15 protein-coding genes are annotated in these 16,887 nt (G+C 67.0%); 9 read left to right on the forward strand and 6 right to left on the reverse strand.

Translation table 11 applies throughout. The features are described 5' to 3' along the window. The first annotated feature begins 8 nt into the window (after positions 1-8). The gene (locus J2T07_RS10350) at positions 9-1,997 is read left to right on the forward strand and encodes a hypothetical protein (RefSeq protein WP_306849648.1); all 1,989 of its coding nucleotides are present in this window, start codon (positions 9-11) and stop codon (positions 1,995-1,997) included. Here J2T07_RS10350 and J2T07_RS10355 read toward each other — a convergent pair. Then, positions 1,990-2,478 carry an RDD family protein gene (locus J2T07_RS10355; RefSeq protein WP_306849650.1) on the reverse strand — a complete coding sequence of 163 codons (489 nt, stop codon included), beginning with the start codon at positions 2,476-2,478 and terminating at the stop codon, positions 1,990-1,992. The two genes, J2T07_RS10350 and J2T07_RS10355, sit on opposite strands and share 8 nt — an antisense overlap. Positions 2,479-2,623: 145 nt before the next feature. Here J2T07_RS10355 and J2T07_RS10360 point away from each other — a divergent pair, with 145 nt between their 5' ends. From J2T07_RS10360 to J2T07_RS10385, 6 genes are all read left to right on the forward strand, one after another. After that, the gene (locus tag J2T07_RS10360) at positions 2,624-2,941 is read left to right on the forward strand and encodes a hypothetical protein (RefSeq protein ID WP_306849652.1); all 318 of its coding nucleotides are present in this window, start codon (positions 2,624-2,626) and stop codon (positions 2,939-2,941) included. Positions 2,942-2,993: 52 nt separating this feature from the next. After that, positions 2,994-3,920: a site-specific tyrosine recombinase XerD gene (gene xerD, locus J2T07_RS10365; protein ID WP_306849654.1), complete on the forward strand. Its 927-nt coding sequence runs from the start codon at positions 2,994-2,996 to the stop codon at positions 3,918-3,920. Between the two features lie 88 nt (positions 3,921-4,008). Then, positions 4,009-4,764 (forward strand): DsbC family protein, encoded by a 756-nt coding sequence (locus tag J2T07_RS10370; protein WP_306849655.1) that lies wholly within the window; start codon positions 4,009-4,011, stop codon positions 4,762-4,764. Between the two features lie 89 nt (positions 4,765-4,853). Continuing rightward, the gene (purL, locus tag J2T07_RS10375; RefSeq protein WP_306849657.1) at positions 4,854-8,717 is read left to right on the forward strand and encodes a phosphoribosylformylglycinamidine synthase; all 3,864 of its coding nucleotides are present in this window, start codon (positions 4,854-4,856) and stop codon (positions 8,715-8,717) included. Between the two features lie 18 nt (positions 8,718-8,735). Then, positions 8,736-9,590, forward strand: a complete 855-nt coding sequence (locus J2T07_RS10380) for a glycosyltransferase family 2 protein (RefSeq protein ID WP_306849659.1) — start codon at positions 8,736-8,738, stop codon at positions 9,588-9,590. After that, positions 9,587-10,489, forward strand: a complete 903-nt coding sequence (locus J2T07_RS10385; RefSeq protein WP_306849661.1) for a DMT family transporter — start codon at positions 9,587-9,589, stop codon at positions 10,487-10,489. The genes J2T07_RS10380 and J2T07_RS10385 overlap by 4 nt, the downstream gene beginning before the upstream one ends. 13 nt (positions 10,490-10,502) lie before the next feature. Here J2T07_RS10385 and J2T07_RS10390 read toward each other — a convergent pair whose 3' ends face one another. Beyond that, positions 10,503-11,642 (reverse strand): aldose epimerase family protein, encoded by a 1,140-nt coding sequence (locus tag J2T07_RS10390; protein ID WP_306849663.1) that lies wholly within the window; start codon positions 11,640-11,642, stop codon positions 10,503-10,505. A 133-nt stretch (positions 11,643-11,775) separates the two neighbouring features. Between J2T07_RS10390 and J2T07_RS10395 the strand changes: the two genes are divergently transcribed. After that, positions 11,776-12,483, forward strand: coding sequence for a FadR/GntR family transcriptional regulator (locus J2T07_RS10395; protein ID WP_306849665.1), 708 nt, complete (start codon positions 11,776-11,778; stop codon positions 12,481-12,483). A 9-nt stretch (positions 12,484-12,492) separates the two neighbouring features. Here J2T07_RS10395 and J2T07_RS10400 read toward each other — a convergent pair whose 3' ends face one another. Both J2T07_RS10400 and J2T07_RS10405 read right to left on the reverse strand, forming a co-directional pair. Then, positions 12,493-12,699 (reverse strand): YbdD/YjiX family protein, encoded by a 207-nt coding sequence (locus tag J2T07_RS10400; protein ID WP_306849668.1) that lies wholly within the window; start codon positions 12,697-12,699, stop codon positions 12,493-12,495. 10 nt (positions 12,700-12,709) lie between these two features. After that, on the reverse strand, positions 12,710-14,785 hold the full coding sequence (locus J2T07_RS10405) for a carbon starvation CstA family protein (RefSeq protein WP_306849670.1): 2,076 nt from the start codon (positions 14,783-14,785) through the stop codon (positions 12,710-12,712). A gap of 193 nt (positions 14,786-14,978) precedes the next feature. On the opposite strand from J2T07_RS10405, the gene def reads away from it, so the two are divergent. Next, complete coding sequence (def, locus tag J2T07_RS10410) at positions 14,979-15,515, forward strand: peptide deformylase (RefSeq protein ID WP_306849672.1); 537 nt, start codon at positions 14,979-14,981, stop codon at positions 15,513-15,515. Positions 15,516-15,527: 12 nt separating this feature from the next. Here def and J2T07_RS10415 read toward each other — a convergent pair whose 3' ends face one another. Next, a complete protein-coding gene (locus J2T07_RS10415) occupies positions 15,528-15,911 on the reverse strand; it encodes a hypothetical protein (RefSeq protein ID WP_029213475.1) in 384 nt (127 codons plus the stop codon). A 122-nt stretch (positions 15,912-16,033) separates the two neighbouring features. After that, complete coding sequence (gene pyrF / locus J2T07_RS10420) at positions 16,034-16,846, reverse strand: orotidine-5'-phosphate decarboxylase (RefSeq protein WP_306849677.1); 813 nt, start codon at positions 16,844-16,846, stop codon at positions 16,034-16,036. Positions 16,847-16,887: the final 41 nt, after the last annotated feature.

The following is a 16,887-nucleotide window of genomic DNA, read 5'->3' on the forward strand; positions in this document are numbered from 1 at the left end:
AGCGTTCCATGCCGAAGCATTTCCTGCCGGACAGCGATCGCCAGATCGCCGCGAACTCCTTGCCCGTCTCGCCCCGCGAGGCGGCCATGAACGCGCTCGTCTACCGGCGCCGCTTGCGTCAAAAGCCGCGTGACCGGCTTCTTCGCGTCGCTGGCTGGGTCGGTACGATCCTCGTCCACCTGCTGTTCCTGTTCGGCATGATCCTCGGTCCGGCCTACGAGCTCTTGCCACCGCCACCGGAACAAGAGGACACCAACGCGTTGCAGGTGCGGTTGATCGACAAGCCGCCTCCGCCGCTGCCGCCCGTGCGTGGCACGCCGTCGAAGGCGCCGGTGGTGAAGACGCGCTGGTCCACCTCGCGATCCAAGGCCAGCCGGGCATCGAGCGGTTCACATGCCGCGTCGGTTGCTTCGACGAAAAAGGCGCTTCCCGCCATCGCCGTGCCGGTGGCACCTCCGCCGCAGGCAAGGCCCGAGGTGAAACCCAGTGCGCCACCGCCGAGCGTGGCGGCGACGATCGAGCGGCCGCTGACCCAGCCGAAGGCGCCGCCGAAGCAGCCGGAACTCCAGAAGGTCCCCGTACCGACACAGGCGCCGCCGGATCTCGCCGTCGATACACCCAAGCCGCAGGTCGTCCCGCCACGTTTCCAACCGGAGCCGGTACGCAAGGCACAGACCGAGGGCCTCGCCCCGATGCCGCCCCCGGCGTCGCTGGCCATTCCCGAGACGCCGGCCGCGCAGATGGCGGTTACGCCGACACCGCCCACCCTCACGTCGGAGCACACAGCCCCCGTTCCGACCACGGCGGTGACGCTCGCCACGGTACCGCGGCCGGAGGTGGAGGAGTCGTCGGCCCCGCCGACGCCCCAGGACACGCCGCTCCCCGACGTTTCCCCGGAACCGTCCGCGCCGACACCCGATCTCACGCTCGACGCCCGGCCCGTGCCGCCGAAGGTGGCGGTCGAGACGGTCCATGCGCCTGCCGTGGAGGCCACCGCCGAACTGGACGCCGTCCCCTTGCCGGACGCCACGGTGAAGCCGGCGGTTTCCGCACCGGTCGCCAGCACCGACAAGCCAGCCGTGCAGGCACCGGCGGTCACGCCGGCCGACCTGCAACGGCCGGTGGCGGGGGCGGACATCGCGCCGGCGCCTCCGGGTCAAGCGCCCGGCGATAGCGCGGCGGGCGAGTCCACCGCGAAGACGCAGGCGGAAGAGGGCAAGGCGGCCAGCGAACGGACGGCCAAGAGTGGAGACAGCGCTCCCGCGGAACCTTTCGTTCCCGGCCAGACCACGGCGGGCGAATCCGGCTCGAATACGCCGGGCGCCTCCGCCGACAGTGGCAAGCCGGGCGCCGCGCACGGCGTGGATGAGGGCACGCGCCTCACCGGCGCCAATGGCACGTCCCAGCGCGACGACGGTGTCGCTGGCGGGCAGGGTGACAAGACCGGCCAGGTCGGCGCCTATGTGGAGCTCAAGCCGCGCGGAAAGCTGGAGCCCCAATCCGGCAGCCGCGTGCACATCGACTACAAGGCGACGCGCTTCGAGGGAGCATGGACGCCCAAGGGCGAGTCCTCGGTCGACACGGTAATTCGCCAGGGTGTCGAGGCGGCGACGGTGCGCCCGACGATCTCGTTGCCGCGCGGCATCCGGATCAACTGCGTCGCCGGTCCCGGCAACGTGGGCGGCACGATGAAAGCACTGTCGTTGTTCACCCTCGGTTGCGGTGGCGACCCACCGCCGAAACCGGCTAACCCGGACGAACTGGCGAAGAACCAGACCATGGCACCGGCCAAGCCGCTTGCCGAGAACCTGCCGCCCGCCAACAGCGCGACCGTGGCCGCGGCTCCGGTGGCGCTGGACAACACGCCGCTTTGCACCACCGCGCGGATCACCGGGGGGCCGTTGCCGCCGGGATGCGAGGCTTCCATCAAGATCAACGTTCCCGCCCCGTCGCCCACCTCCGGTTCGTGGGTCCCCGCAGCGGACCAGTTCAAGTAGGCAGGCTTCGGATTTCCGTGCCCGCGACCATATCGTGGATCGCGCGTCGGCGGCGATCGAAGAAGGCGGGAAGCAGCAGGACGGCCCAGCCTGCGAGCGGCGCCAGCAGGGCCGTCTTCAGCGAAACGAGTGGGTAGATCGTCAGCAGCGCCAATGGCAAGGCGGCCACCACGAGACGCACCATTCCGCGCTTCCCGCTCACGGGTTGGCCTTGATTGCCCGTCACGCGAATCCGCCACGGGCGCATGCCGAGTGTCTGCCCGCCACGCATCCACGATGCAAGGAAGTAGGCGCCCACGACGAGGCCCTGCAAGGGCTGGTACCACCATGCGAGCAGCTGGCCCGTGTCATCGACGAGATGCCCGCCCGTCGCGAACTGGGTCAGAAGGCCAACCACCATCACGATGGCGACGACGGCGAGCGCGTCGTAGACGATGGCGGTGAAACGGCGCCATGCGGGCGCGATCGATGCATCGGTCATGGTGTCCCCAGGCTGCCAGACGCCCATTGTCGCAATAAAGGGCAAAATCGGAAGGGTTCACGCGAGCTTAACGGCACGGAGTCGTAACGTTGACGGAGGACAGGGGGAGTCCACCAGCGCTTGTATCGCGATAGGGAGTATTGCCATGAGCCTCAAGCTTCAGTCGTCGTTTTCCGAACTCGACAGCCACCTTCGCCAGTTCGATGGCGACGGACAGGTCAGTCCCACCGAATTCCAGTGGTTACGCGATGGAGCCGACCGGCACATGGCGGATATCGTCACGGTCGACGCGGGCGTCTTCCAGGCCCAGGCCGACGGTGTGGTCGAGGCGATGCAGAAACTCGCCCTGGCCGCACGCAAGTCGAAATTGACGGACGCCGAGCGCGCGACGCTGAAAGAAGCTGTCGAGCACCAGCTCGGCTATGTGATCGCGGGATACCAGTCCAGCCTGCAGAGGCTTTAGCCTGGCGAGCTGGCCGTGAGACCATGCGGGTGTCCCTTGCCGATGTGCCCGCATGTCCCGCGTCGATAGCCCCACTTCCGCCGAACCCGCCGCCGATGACGCGCGTCTGATCGAACGCTTCATCGAACGCGTGTGGGCGGAAGATGGTCTTGCCGACCGCACGCTGGAAGCTTATCGGCGCGACCTTCGACAACTGGCGCGATGGCTCGGCACGCGGGGGCGCTCACTGGCGAGCGCGGGGCGTGAGGATCTGTCCGCGTACCATGGAAGCCAGCCGGTTTCCGTGCGCAGCATGGCCCGGCGCCAGTCGGCGTTCCGGCGTTTCTACGCGCAGCTCGCACGCGACGAAGGCAAGCGCGAAGATCCGACGTTGCTGATGCAGCGTCCGCGGATGCCGCGCAGCCTGCCCAAGGCTCTCGCCGAGCGGGAGATCGAGGCGTTGATCGTCGCTCCGGACCTTGCCACGCCCCTTGGCTTGCGTGACCGAGCGATGCTCGAATTGATGTACTCCTCGGGCTTGCGCGTATCGGAACTGGTGGACTTGCCGTTGTCGGGCCTGAACCCGCGCCAGGGTGTGCTTCGTGTTACCGGCAAGGGTGGCAAGGACCGTCTCGTTCCGGTGGGCGAGGAGGCGCTGGCCCACGTGGAAATCTACCTGCGCGAGGCACGGCCGGTGCTGGCGAAGGGCCACGGGCAACCGACGGCGTTGTTCCTTTCCCGGCGGGGCGACGCGATGAGCCGGCAGATGTTCTGGACGCTGGTAAAGCGTTACGCCATGCAGGTGGGAATACCGGCGAAGCGGGTCTCGCCGCACGTGCTGCGCCATTCGTTCGCCACGCATCTGCTGAACCATGGTGCCGACCTGCGTGCCTTGCAGATGCTGCTGGGTCACAGTGCGCTCAGCACCACGCAGATATACACCCTGGTGGCGAAGGAAGGCCTGAAGCGGCTTCACGCCCAACACCACCCGCGCGGGTGAGCCGTGCCACAATCGGGGGAACCGAATGCGCGGAACATGTTCCAAGGCGTTCCCGCGTTTCCCCCGGTCACCGATGGAGTCGTAACCGATGTTGAAGAAAATCCTGCCGGCGCTCCTGGCCGGCGCATTCGCCATGACGGCTTGCGCGGCCGATGACGAAAAAGCCGCCCGCGACGCGGTCGAGGCCCTCGGACCGGGCATCAAGGTCGACAGCATCGTGCCCGCGCCGATGCCGGGCTTCTACCAGGTGATCGCCTCCGGCCGCATGGTCTACGTGACCTCCGACGGCCGCTACATGATCAACGGCAACCTTGTCGACCTGAAGGCCAAGACCGATCTCAGCGCGGCCAGCTGGGCGGCACTGCGCAAGGCCGAACTGGCCAAGCTGCCGGCTTCGCAGCGGCTGGTGTACGCACCGGCGAACCCGAAGCACACGGTCACGGTGTTCACGGACGTGGATTGCGGTTTCTGCCGCCAGCTTCACGCCCATATCGACGAGTTCAACAAGCAGGGCATCGCTGTCGAGTACGTGTTCTGGCCGCGGGAAGGCGTCAAGACCACCGCCGGCAACGACACGCCCTCGTATACCAAGGCGGTGTCGGTCTGGTGCAGCGCCGATCGCAAGAATGCCTTCAACGAGGCGATGAAAGGCGCGACGCCGAAGGCGGCCAGTTGCGCCAATCCGGTGAAGGACGAGTTCGAACTGGGTGAGCGCCTGGGCGTGAACGGCACCCCCACCATCGTCACCGAGAACGGCGACGTGGTCGGTGGCTACGTCACCCCGGCCCAGTTGCTGCAGGCGCTGAGCGCCCCGCCCGGCAGCGCCGGCCGCCGCGGAGGCTGACCCCGGGGGGCCCGGCACCCCGGGGCCCCAATGCTGCCGCGCAACATCATGTAGAATAGGCGTTTTCCTGCTGCGCCTATTCCCCCCGCATGATCGCACTCGACGGGCAGAGCGCCCTCTCGCCTTTTCGCCTCGAACGACTGAACGCCCACCTGGATGCCCTGCATCACGGGACGCGGGTGCAGGCCGCCTGGTTCACCTATTTCGTCGACGCCGACGTGCCGCCGGAAGGCGATGCACGCGCTCGCCTGCTCGCGGTCCTGGAGGCGAAGAACACCACGCCCGATGACGCCACCTTCTGGGTGGTGCCGCGACTGGGCACCATCTCTCCCTGGTCCAGCAAGGCCACCGACATCCTCCACGGCGCGGGATTCGACGTGCGCCGCGTGGAGCGCGGCACCGCCTGGCGCGTCACCGGCATGCCTGAGGCCGACACGCCTGCCCACGCCACCGTGATGGCTGCATTCTGCGACCCGATGGTGCAATCGCCGCTGGACGAACTGAGCCAGGCCGCGGGCCTGTTCCTCGCCGGTGAGCCTGGCCCGCTCGGCCGCGTGGAACTGGGCGGCGACGCACGTGCCGCGCTGTCCGCCGCCAACAAGGCGCTGGGCCTGGCGCTTGCGGATGACGAGATCGACTACCTCGCGGAGCGCTACGCCGAGATGGGCCGTGCGCCCACCGACGCCGAGTTGATGATGTTCGCGCAGGCGAACTCCGAGCACTGCCGGCACAAGGTGTTCAACGCCACGTGGACGCTGGACGGCGCGACGCAGGAATCGTCGTTGTTCGGCATGATCAAGAACACGCACCAGAAGTCGCCGGCGCATACGTTGTCCGCGTACCACGACAACGCGGCCGTGATCGAAGGCTACGACGGCCATCGCCTGTTCGTGAGCCCGGAAGACGGCGTGTTCCGTACCGTGGCCGAGGCGGCTCCGTACGCCATCAAGGTCGAGACGCATAACCATCCCACGGCCATCGCGCCGTGGCCAGGTGCCGCCACCGGCGCCGGTGGCGAGATCCGCGACGAGGGCGCGACCGGCCGCGGTGGCAAGCCGAAGGCCGGCCTCACGGGCTTCTCCGTATCCCACCTGCGTATCCCGGGGCTGCCGCGTCCGTGGGAAAAGGATCGTCCGCTGCCGCCACGCATGGCCTCCGCCTTCGAGATCATGCGTGACGGTCCGCTCGGCGCCGCCGCGTTCAACAACGAATTCGGCCGGCCCGCCCTCGGCGGCTACTTCCGTACCTTCGAGCAGGAAACCGGCGAGAAGGGTGTGCGCCGCGGATACGACAAGCCGATCATGATCGCCGGCGGCCTCGCCGCGATCCGTCCCGGGCACGTGCAGAAGCGCAAGGTCCGCCCAGGCGACAAGGTGATCGTGCTCGGCGGCCCCGCCATGCTCATCGGCCTCGGCGGCGGTGCCGCGTCGTCGGTGGCGTCCGGCACCTCGAGCGCCGAACTCGACTTCGCGTCCGTGCAGCGCGACAACGCCGAGATGGAGCGCCGCTGCCAGCAGGTGATCGACGCCTGTTGGGCGCGCGGCGACCGCAACCCCATCGTGAGCATCCATGACGTGGGCGCGGGTGGTGTGTCCAACGCCATCCCGGAGATCCTCAACGATGCCGGCGTCGGCGGTGTCATCGATCTTTCGAAGCTGCCTTGCGACGACCCGACGCTCTCGCCGATGCAGGTGTGGAGCAACGAGTCGCAGGAGCGCTACGTGCTCGCCATCGGTGTCGAGGACATCGAGTTGTTCGAGGCCTTCTGCGCCCGCGAACGCTGCCCGTTCGCCGTCGTCGGCGAAGCGACGGAAGAACCCCGCCTCATCGTGCGCGACACGCGCCGCGATATCGACGTGATCGACCTGCGCATGGATGTCCTGTTCGGCAAGCCGCCGCGCATGCATCGTGACGCGGTGCGCGTGAAGCCGCGTGTCGATCTCGTCGCCGACCTGACCGGCATCGGCATGGACGAGGCCCTGATGCGTGTCCTGCGCCTGCCGGCCGTGGGCAGCAAGAGCTTCCTGATCACCATCGGCGACCGCACCGTGGGTGGCCTGAACGCCCGCGACCCGATGGTCGGGCCGTGGCAGGTGCCGGTCGCCGACGTCGCGGTGACCATGACCGATTTCGAGGGCTATACCGGCGAAGCCATGGCCATGGCCGAGCGCGCGCCCGTTGCGCTGCTCTCCAGTGCCGATGCCGCGCGCATGGCCGTGGGCGAGGCGATCACCAACCTCGCCGCCGCCTCGATCAAGCTCGATGAGGTGCGCCTGTCCGCGAACTGGATGGCCGCCGTGAATCATCCGGGCGAGGATGCCGCCTTGTTCGATGCCGTGAAGGCCGTCGGCATGGAGTTGTGCCCATCGCTCGACATCGCCATTCCGGTGGGCAAGGATTCCCTCTCCATGCAGACCGTGTGGACGGACGAGAACGGCAAGGCACAGAAAACCGTCTCGCCCGTCTCGCTGGTGATCACCGGCTTCGCACGCGTCGACGACGTGCGAAGCACGCTCACGCCGCAGCTGAAGCTCGATCGCGGCGATACCGACCTCTGGCTGATCGACCTCGGTGCAGGCCGCGACCGTCTCGGCGGTTCCGCCCTCACCCAGGTGTTCAACCGCGGTGGCGGCGTGCCACCCGACCTGGACGATCCCAAGCGTCTGCGCGCGATGTTCGAGCTGATCCAGGAGGCCAACCAGGCCGGCCTGCTGCTGGCTTACCACGATCGTTCGGACGGTGGCGTCATCGTGACGCTGCTCGAAATGGCCTTCGCCGGACACTGCGGCCTCGAACTGCGACTCGATGGTTGGGCCGACGCCACGCTGCGGGCCCTGTTCAACGAGGAACTCGGTGCCGTGGTGCAGGTCGCCTCGGCCAATCGCGAGGCGTTCGAACAGTTGCTGGTCAAGCACAACCTCGCCGGCATGACCCACAACGTGGGCCGGCCCAAGGACAAGCTCGGCATCAAGCTGTACCTCAATGGCGAGCCGGCATTCAAGTGGAACTGGACCGAGCTCTTCCGCGCCTGGAACGAAACCAGCTACGCCATGCAGCGCCTGCGCGACAACCCGCTCAGCGCGGACCAGGAAAGCGAGTGGCGGCTCGACGATGCGGACCCCGGCATCACGCCGAAGCTGGTGTTCGACCCGGCTGACGACGTCGCCGCGCCTTACATCGCGACCGGCGTGCGTCCGCGCGTGGCGATCCTGCGCGAGCAGGGCGTCAATGGCCAGGTGGAAATGGCGGCGGCGTTCAGCCGTGCCGGCTTCGACGCCGTGGACGTCCATATGACCGACCTCGCCAGCGGCCGTCATCACCTGAAGGACTTCGTCGGCCTCGCCGCCTGCGGCGGATTCTCCTATGGCGACGTGCTCGGTGCCGGCCGCGGCTGGGCCACCTCGATCCTCTACAACGACGCGTTGCGCGAACAGTTCGCCCGATTCTTCGAAGACGGCTCCCGGTTCGCCCTCGGCGTCTGCAACGGCTGCCAGATGATGTCCGGTCTCAAGGACATCATCCCTGACGCGAAGCACTGGCCGCAGTTCCTGCGTAACCAGTCGGAGCAGTACGAGGCACGCGTCGCCACGCTGGAGATCCTCGACTCGAGCAGCATCTTCTTCCGTGGCATGGCCGGGGCGCGCATCCCTGTCGCGGTGGCGCACGGCGAAGGCCGCGTGCACTTCCCCAGCGTGTGCAGTCCCTCCAAGAGCCATGCCGTGGCGCGCTTCGTCGACAACCGCGGCAAGCCGACCGAAAGCTATCCGCTCAATCCGAACGGCTCGCCAGGCGGCCTGGCCGCGTTCACCGCCGGCGACGGCCGGGTCACGATCATGATGCCGCACCCCGAGCGCGTGTTCCGCAGCGCCCAGCTCAGCTGGCACCCGGAGCAATGGGGCGAGGATTCGCCGTGGATGCGGATGTTCCGCAACGCGCGCGTGTGGGTGGGCTGAGGCGGGAATCATCGACCGGTGAACAGTCCCCGTCTCACCAGCATCGTCATCGTCCTTGCCGACAGCGGCCCGTTCACGCGCGAGTGCGTGGACCATGCCCTTGCCAGCGATGTGCCGGTCGAGATCATCGTCGTCGACAATGGCTCCACCGATGGGGTGCCCGAGTCGCTCGATCGCGCCTACGCCGACGATGAACGCGTGAGGGTGATCTACAACCGGGCCAACCTCGGCTTCGGTCCGGCCGTGAATCGTGGCGCCGCGCAAGCACGCGGCGATCGCCTGCTCGTGCTCAACCCGGATTGCCTCGTCGAGCCGGGCACGATCTCCCGCATGGCGGCGCATATCGATGTCCATACGGGCATCGTCGGCGCGGTCGTGTGCGACAGTGAGGGCCGACCCGATCCCGCCTCGCGGCGGCGCGATCCACTGCTGCGCCGGTCGCTTGCCACGAAGCTGGGCAGGGGAGGCGACGCGGGCATCGATATCGCCGGGCCGATCCCGGCCGGCGCCGAAGAGGTCGAGATCGTCTCGGGAGCGATCATCCTCATCCCGCGCGAGGTCTTCGAGCGCCTCCATGGATTCGACGAGACCTTCTTCCTGCACTGCGAGGACATGGACCTCTGCCGCCGCGCGCGCGATGCGGGCTACAAGGTGCTGCTGGCCGGCGATGTCCGCGTGCTGCACGGCAAGGGTGGCTCCAGCCGGCACCGGCCCGTCTTCGTCAGCCGGCATAAGCACCGCAGCATGTACCTGTGGTTCCGTCGCCACGACCCCGCCGCGCGTAACCCGCTCGTGCGCGCCCTGGTGTGGATGGGTATCCAGGCGCATTTCCTCGTCAAGATTCCCGGTCAGCTCCTGCGGAAGCGCCGATGAGTGGGCCAGCGCGGGGCGGTGGTCTCGCCACGCTCGGCCTGCTTTCGGTCACCGCGATCTGGGGCTCCACCTTCGTCCTGATCAAGGACGTCGTGGGTCGGATGTCCGTGGTCGACTTCCTCGCGGTGCGTTTCGTCATCGCCGCCGTAGCGATGCTGGCGCTGTTCGCCCTGCCGCTGCGGCGGCTCGATCGACGGCAGTGCCTGCGCGGCTTCGGCCTCGGCGTGCTCTATGGCGTCGCGCAATGGTTGCAGACCGAAGGACTGGCGCGCACTTCGCCCAGTGTCAGCGGCTTCGTCACCGGCATGTACGTGGTGATCACGCCGATCCTGGCCATGTTGTTGTTCCGGCAACGCATGCCATGGAGCACCTGGGTCGCCGTGGTGCTTGCGACCGTGGGCCTGGGAGTGCTGGCGTTGAGCGGCTTCGAAGTGGATACCGGCGTGCTGCTCACGCTGGCTTCGGCGGCGCTGTACGCCTTGCACATCGTCGGGCTGGGCCATTGGTCGAAGCCGGGTGATGCGTTTGGCATGTCCGCGATCCAGATGGCCGGCATCGCCACGGTTTGCCTGGCGATCACCTTGCCGCATGGCGGACCGGCCATGCCGCCGGACGCCAAGGCGTGGATCGCCGTGCTCTACATGGCCCTGGTCGCCGGCGCGCTGGCGATGCTCGTGCAGACCTGGGCCCAGGCCCACATGCCCGCGACGCGGGCAGCGATCGTGATGACGACCGAGCCGGTGTTCGCGGCCGGGTTCGCGGTGCTACTGGGGGTCGACGCGCTCACCGTACGCATGCTCGGCGGCGGTGCGCTCGTATTGGTGGCGATGTACATGGTGGAGCTCGCGCCGCGCTTCCGCCGGAAGAAACCGGCGGAAGCATGGCATCACGAAGTGTGAGCAGGCTGCGGGGTCACTTCGCGGCCTTGTCCACCGAGAACTTGTAGATCATGAGGTTCCGGTAGGTCTGGCCCGGCTCCAGCCGCGCCGAGCCGAACTCCGGTTGGTTCGGCGTGTCGGGGAAGAGCTGCGGCTCCAGCGCGAACGCATCGCCCTGACGATAGATGCCGCCCGATTTGCCCGACGTCGTGCCGTCGAGGAAGTTACCCGAGTAGAACTGCAGGCCCGGTTGCGCCGACCACAGGGAAAGCACGCGTCCGCTCTTGGGATCGCTGACCCGCGCCACTTCACGCGGTTGAGCGGCCTCCTTGCGTGAGATCACCCAGTTGTGGTCGTAGCCGCGGCCGAACACCAGTTGTTGTTCCTTCGCGTCGCGGATGTCACGGCCGATAGGCTTGGCCTTGCGGAAATCGAAGTCGCTGCCGGCCACGCTGCGCACTTCGCCGGTGGGAATGGCGGTGGCATCGGTCGGCAGGTAGGCGTCGGCGGCGATCGTCATCTTCTGGTCCATCACGCTTCCCGAACCCTCGCCGGCGAGGTTCCAGTAGGCATGGTTGGTGATGTTGACGATGGTCGGTGCATCGGTCTTGGCGGTGTATTCGATGGTGAGTTCGTTCTTGTCGTCGATCGAGTACGTCGCGGTGGTGGTGAGCTTGCCGGGATAGCCCTGGTCGCCGTCGGGGCTGACGTAGGTGAGGGTGACGCTGGGTCGGGCGCCGGACTCCACCTTGTCGACGGTCCAGACGACCTTGTCGAAGCCGAGCTTGCCGCCATGCAGCGAGTTCGGGCCATCGTTGACCGGCACCGTGTACTGCTTGCCATCCAGGGTGAATCGCCCCTTGGCGATGCGATTGGCATAGCGGCCCACGGTGTCGCCGAAGTACTGTGGCTTGGCGAAGGTTCCCTTGATATCGGGATAGCCGAGCACGATGTCGCCGGGCTTGCCATGGCGGTCGGGCACTTCCAGTGCGTAGAGCGCGGCGCCCAGCGACAGGATCTTCGCCGTCATGCCATGGCCGTTGGTGAGCGTGACCAGCGTCACGTCCGTGCCGTCCGGCGTGCTGCCGAACGATGCCTTCGTTGCTTCGCCGGCTGTCGCGGCGGTGGTAGTGGCCAGCAGGATCGCGGTGGCCAGGCTCGTTACGAACTTCATCGCACGTCCACTCCCTTCGAGAAAGTCAGGCGACCAAACCACATTTGTCCGACAAATGACAAGCTGCGCCGCGTCATCGCCACGCCGCCGGGTGCGGCTACGATGTGCGCCGGGTACACACCGGGAAGGGCCCATGGCACTGAAGGCGGCAAGCGCGCGGAACCTGCATGCGCAGGTGATCGAGGATATTGGCAGCTCGATCGTGGGCGGTGTGTTGCAACCGGGGGAGGCGCTGCCCGGCGAGTCGCAACTGGCCGGGCAGATGGAGGTCAGCCGTACCGTGTTACGCGAGGCACTGAAGGTACTGGCGTCCAAGGGGTTGATCGAGACGCGCCAGAAGACGGGTATGCGCGTGCGCGAGCCGCGTCATTGGAACCATCTCGATGCCGACGTCCTCGCCTGGCGTTGCGCGACGATGCCGACCGACGATTTCGTCGAGAAGCTGGTGGAAATGCGCGGGATCATCGAACCCGCGGCGGTGATGGCGGCGGCGCGCCGGCGCGACCCGGCGCAACTGGAGACGATCGCCGAGGCCCTCGAAGCCATGGAAGAGGCGGAAGACCTGGACGCCTGGGCCGAGGCCGACCTGCGTTTCCACGAGGCGGTGCTCGCAGCGACGAACAACGAATTGTTGAGCTCGCTGTTCGCCGTGATCGAAACCGCCCTGGCCACGTTCTTCGTGATGTCCGCGCGTAACGCGAAGAACTTCAAGTACTCGTTGCCGCAGCACCGGGCGGTGTACGAAGCCATCCGCCGCCGCCGTCCGAACGAGGCCGCGGCGGCCATGCACTCGATGATCGCGGACTCGCGGACGAACATGCGCAAGGGCCGCCGCGGGTAGCGGGAGACCTCAGCAGCAGCGGCCGCCCGTGCCGCGGTACCTTGCTTCCTGGCGTTCCCGGAAGAACTCGCCGTAGCTGGGCACGGCGCGCTCCGGGTGATGCTCGCGCAGGTGTTTCACGTACACATCGTAGTCGGGCACGCCGCAGCAGAGGCGTGCGGTCTGGACCGCCCACTTCCACAGCGAGCGAGGTGCCGTTCGTGCGTCGAGGTTCATGGCGTTTTCCTCAGGGAGCCACGCTGGACAGCGCGACGTAGGGTTCCTCGTGCGCCGTCGGGTGGTTGGCGCGCCAGGCCCGGGCGATGGCGCGGAGTGAGAAGAACAGCATGGTCAGGACCAGCAGCATGAACAGGGCGGTGAGCGCCATGTCCACGCGGTTGTTGGTGACGATCCGTTGCATTTCGTCCATCGACTTGGCCGGCGCGAGCAACGTGCCGCTGGCCATCGCATCGGCGTACTTCTGAGCCGCCGCGGTGAAGCTTATCTTGTCGTCGAAGATCTTCTGCCAGCCGGCAGTCAGCGTGCAGATCACCAGCCACGCGGCGGGCACGGCGGGTATCAGCACGAAGCGCTCGCGCTTGAGTTTCACGGTGACCACGGTGGCGAGCATCAGTGCGATCGCCGCGAGCATCTGGTTGGCGATGCCGAACAAGGGCCACAGCGTGTTGATGCCGCCCAGCGGATCGACCGCGCCCTGATACAGGAAGTATCCCCACAGGCCCACGCAGATCACCGTGGCGACGACGTTGCCGAGCCAGGATTCGGTCTGCTTCAGCGGTGCCCAGGCCATGCCGGCCAGTTCCTGGATCATGAAGCGGCCCACGCGGGTACCGGCGTCGACCGTGGTCAGGATGAACAGGGCCTCGAACAGGATGGCGTAGTGGTACCACAGTGCCATCATCCCCTCGCCGGGCATGATCCCATGGAGCAGTTGCGCCATGCCCACCGCGAGCGTCGGTGCGCCGCCCGCGCGGCCAAGGATGGTGCTTTCACCGATGTTCTTCGCCGTCTCGGTCAGTTCGGCCGGCGTGACCAGGAAGCCCCAGGTGCTGATGGTCTGCGCGGCCTGTTCCGCCGTGGTGCCGACCAGGGCGCCGGGGGAGTTCATGGCGAAGTACACGCCCGGATGCAGCGAGGCCGCCGCGATGAGCGCCATGATGGCGACGAAGGCCTCCATCAGCATGCCGCCATAGCCGACGATGCGTGCCTCGCCCTCGTTGGCCAGCAGCTTCGGCGTGGTGCCGGAGGCAATGATGGAATGCCAGCCGGAAACCGCGCCGCAGGCGATGGTGATGAACAGGAACGGGAAGAGGTTGCCCGAGAAGACCGGGCCCGTGCCGTCGATGAACTTCGTGACGGCCGGCATTTGCAGCGTCGGCGCCGCGAGGAAGATGGCCAGGGCGAGCAGCACGATCGTGCCGATCTTGAGGAAGGTGGACAGATAGTCGCGCGGCGCGAGCAGCAGCCATACCGGCAGTACCGAGGCGAAGAAGCCGTAGCCGATCAACAGCCAGGCCAGGCCTTTCGCGTCGAAGTCGAACAGGACCGACAGTGCCGGCGTATCGGCGACCGTCTTGCCGTACCAGATCGACGCCAGCAGCAGGACGAGGCCGATGATGGAGACCTCCAGGATGCGGCCCGGCCTGAAATAGCGCAGGTACAGGCCCATCAGCAGCGCGATGGGAATCGTCGCGGCGACGGTGAAGGTACCCCAGGGGCTGTGCGTCAGCGCCTTGACCACGACCAGCGCCAACACGGCCAGCACGATCATCATCAGCACCAGCACGCCGATCATGGCGATGACACCCGGGACTTCGCCCAGTTCCTCGCGCAGCATGTGGCCCAGCGAACGGCCGTCGCGTCGCAGCGAGAGGCCGAGGATCATGAAATCCTGCACGGCGCCGGCGAAGACGACGCCGACCAGGATCCACAGCGTGCCGGGCAGGTAGCCCATCTGCGCGGCGAGCACGGGGCCGACCAGGGGGCCGGCGCCGGCGATGGCGGCGAAATGGTGCCCGAATACGACCCACTTGTCGGTCGGCACGTAATCGAGGCCGTCATTGCGCAGGACCGCGGGCGTGGCGCGCGTGGGGTCCAGCTGGAGCAGCCGGGTGGCGATCAGCCGGCTATAGAAGCGGTAGCCGATGAGGAAGACGGACACCGACGCGGTGACCAGCCAGATGGCGTTGATGGGCTCGCCGCGCCGGAGGGCGACGACGCCGAGGCACCAAGCGCCTACGATGGCGATGGCGGTCCACAGGATCTTGCCCGCGGGACTGGGTTTGGGAATGGCGCTTTGCATGTTTTGCTCCCCTTGCGGATGCGACAAGGGTCGTCCTGCCCGCCCTGGGGGTCAATCTCCGCAGGGCGTTTGGCGTATTAGCCATTGGTCGAATGGTCAAGGAGGCCCGGTGCGTGCCGCGCCAGCCCAAAAGGCTTGAGCCCGGCGCGTTCCGGCGCCATGCTGCGGGTATCCCCACTCCCCAGGGAAACCCATGATTCGCGAGATCCTCAAGATGGGTGACGAGCGCCTGTTGCGCATCGCGCCGCCCGTCCCCTCCGAGATGATCGGTTCGACCGAACTCGAGTCCCTTATCCAGGACATGTTCGACACCATGTACGACGCGGGTGGCGTAGGCCTGGCCGCGCCCCAGGTAGGGGTCGACCTGCAACTGGTGATCTTTGGTTTCGACAGCAGTGAACGCTACCCCGATGCGCCGCCGGTGCCGCAGACCATCCTGCTCAACCCGGTGATCACGCCCCTCTCGCAGGACATGGAAGAGGCCTGGGAGGGTTGCCTGTCCGTGCCGGGACTGCGTGGTGCCGTGAACCGCTATTCGCTGATCCGCTACCAGGGTATCGACCCGAAGGGCTCGCCCATCGACCGTACCGCCGAGGGTTTCCACGCCCGCGTGGTGCAACACGAGTGCGATCACCTGATCGGCCGCCTGTACCCCTCGCGGATCACCGACTTCACGAAGTTCGGTTTCACCGAGGTGCTGTTCCCCGGGATGGACGTGGGCGACGACTGAGATTTTCCGGAGTTACTCGGCGTCCGCCAGCGCTTCGATGATGACCAGCAGGGCCTTGCGGCGCTCCTTGGGCAGGCGGCTGACGAGCCCTACCAGTCGCAATTGCTCGCGAGAATCCGCACGGTAAAGGGCGGGACTTTCGCGCACGCCGGTGGCGCCGTTCGGAGAGCCGCGGCCGGTGGCCAGCCATTCGAAATTGACGCCGAACCGCGTCGCCATGTCGATCTGGCGCTCCAGTTCGGGCAAGCCCAGGTCGCTGAGCCATTTGCGAGCCGTTTCCCGGCTGACGTCGAAAAGGTCGGCAAGCTGGGTGATGCGGCCGCGGCCTTTCTTCACGCCGGCCATGTCCAGCGCGACATGCAGGCGTTGGGAAAAACCTCGGTTGATAGGTGGCATGACAACTCCGGTGGAACGCTGTGGCGCTTCTAGCCCGGTATTGTTCGATAGCGCGGAGCGGCAGCGTAAGCCTTTTGCAGTTGCTAAATCGTACAATTTGCGACTGCTTTTGGTTTTGCTACTCAAATACGGAACAAGTTGACCGATTTTCTCATTTCGTCGGCCGCTCGATGTGCTAGGTCGGCAAAGTCGGGACCGGCGCTAGCGTAGAGGATGGCGCGCGAGGAAGAAATCATCAGGCCCGTTCCGTTGGCCGTCTTGCCGTTGGTCATCACCGCTTGCACGTCGCCTCCCTGCGCCCCGATGCCCGGCACCAGCAGGGGCATCTCGCCCACCACCCGGCGGACGCGGCCCAACTCTTCCGGCCAGGTCGCACCCGTGACCAGCGCGCAGTTGCCGTTTCCGTTCCAGTCGCGGGCGATGGTCTCGGCAACCCGGATATAGAGCGGCTCGCCACCACAGTCGAGTGCCTGGAAATCCTTGCCACCCGGGTTGGAGGTGCGGCAAAGCAGGATCACGCCCTTGTCGGCGCGTTCCAGGAACGGAGCGATGGAGTCGTGGCCGAGGTAGGGGTTCAGCGTGACCGCGTCGGCGTCGTAGCGTTCGAAGGCCTCCGCCGCGTAGTGCTTCGCCGTCGAACCGATGTCGCCACGCTTGGCGTCGAGGATCACCGGGATGCCCGGATGCTTGTCGTGGATGTGGGCGATCAGCCGCTCGAGCACGCCTTCGGCGCGTTGCGCGGCGAAGTGGGCGATCTGTGGCTTATAGGCGCAGACCAGCCCGGCGGTGGCGTCGACGATGTCGCGGCAGAAAGTAAAGATGCCTTCGTTGCCCGAGAGCCCGGCGGGAAGGCGGCCCGGCTCGGGATCCAGGCCCACGCAGACCAGGGAATCGTTGCGACGCCAGGCGTCCTTCAGGGTGGTCATGAAGTTCATGGGCGGCTTCGCTCGTTCAAGGGTGCACAAGGCAGGCACCT

The organism is Luteibacter jiangsuensis (genome assembly GCF_030812295.1).
GTDB lineage: Bacteria > Pseudomonadota > Gammaproteobacteria > Xanthomonadales > Rhodanobacteraceae > Luteibacter > Luteibacter jiangsuensis_A.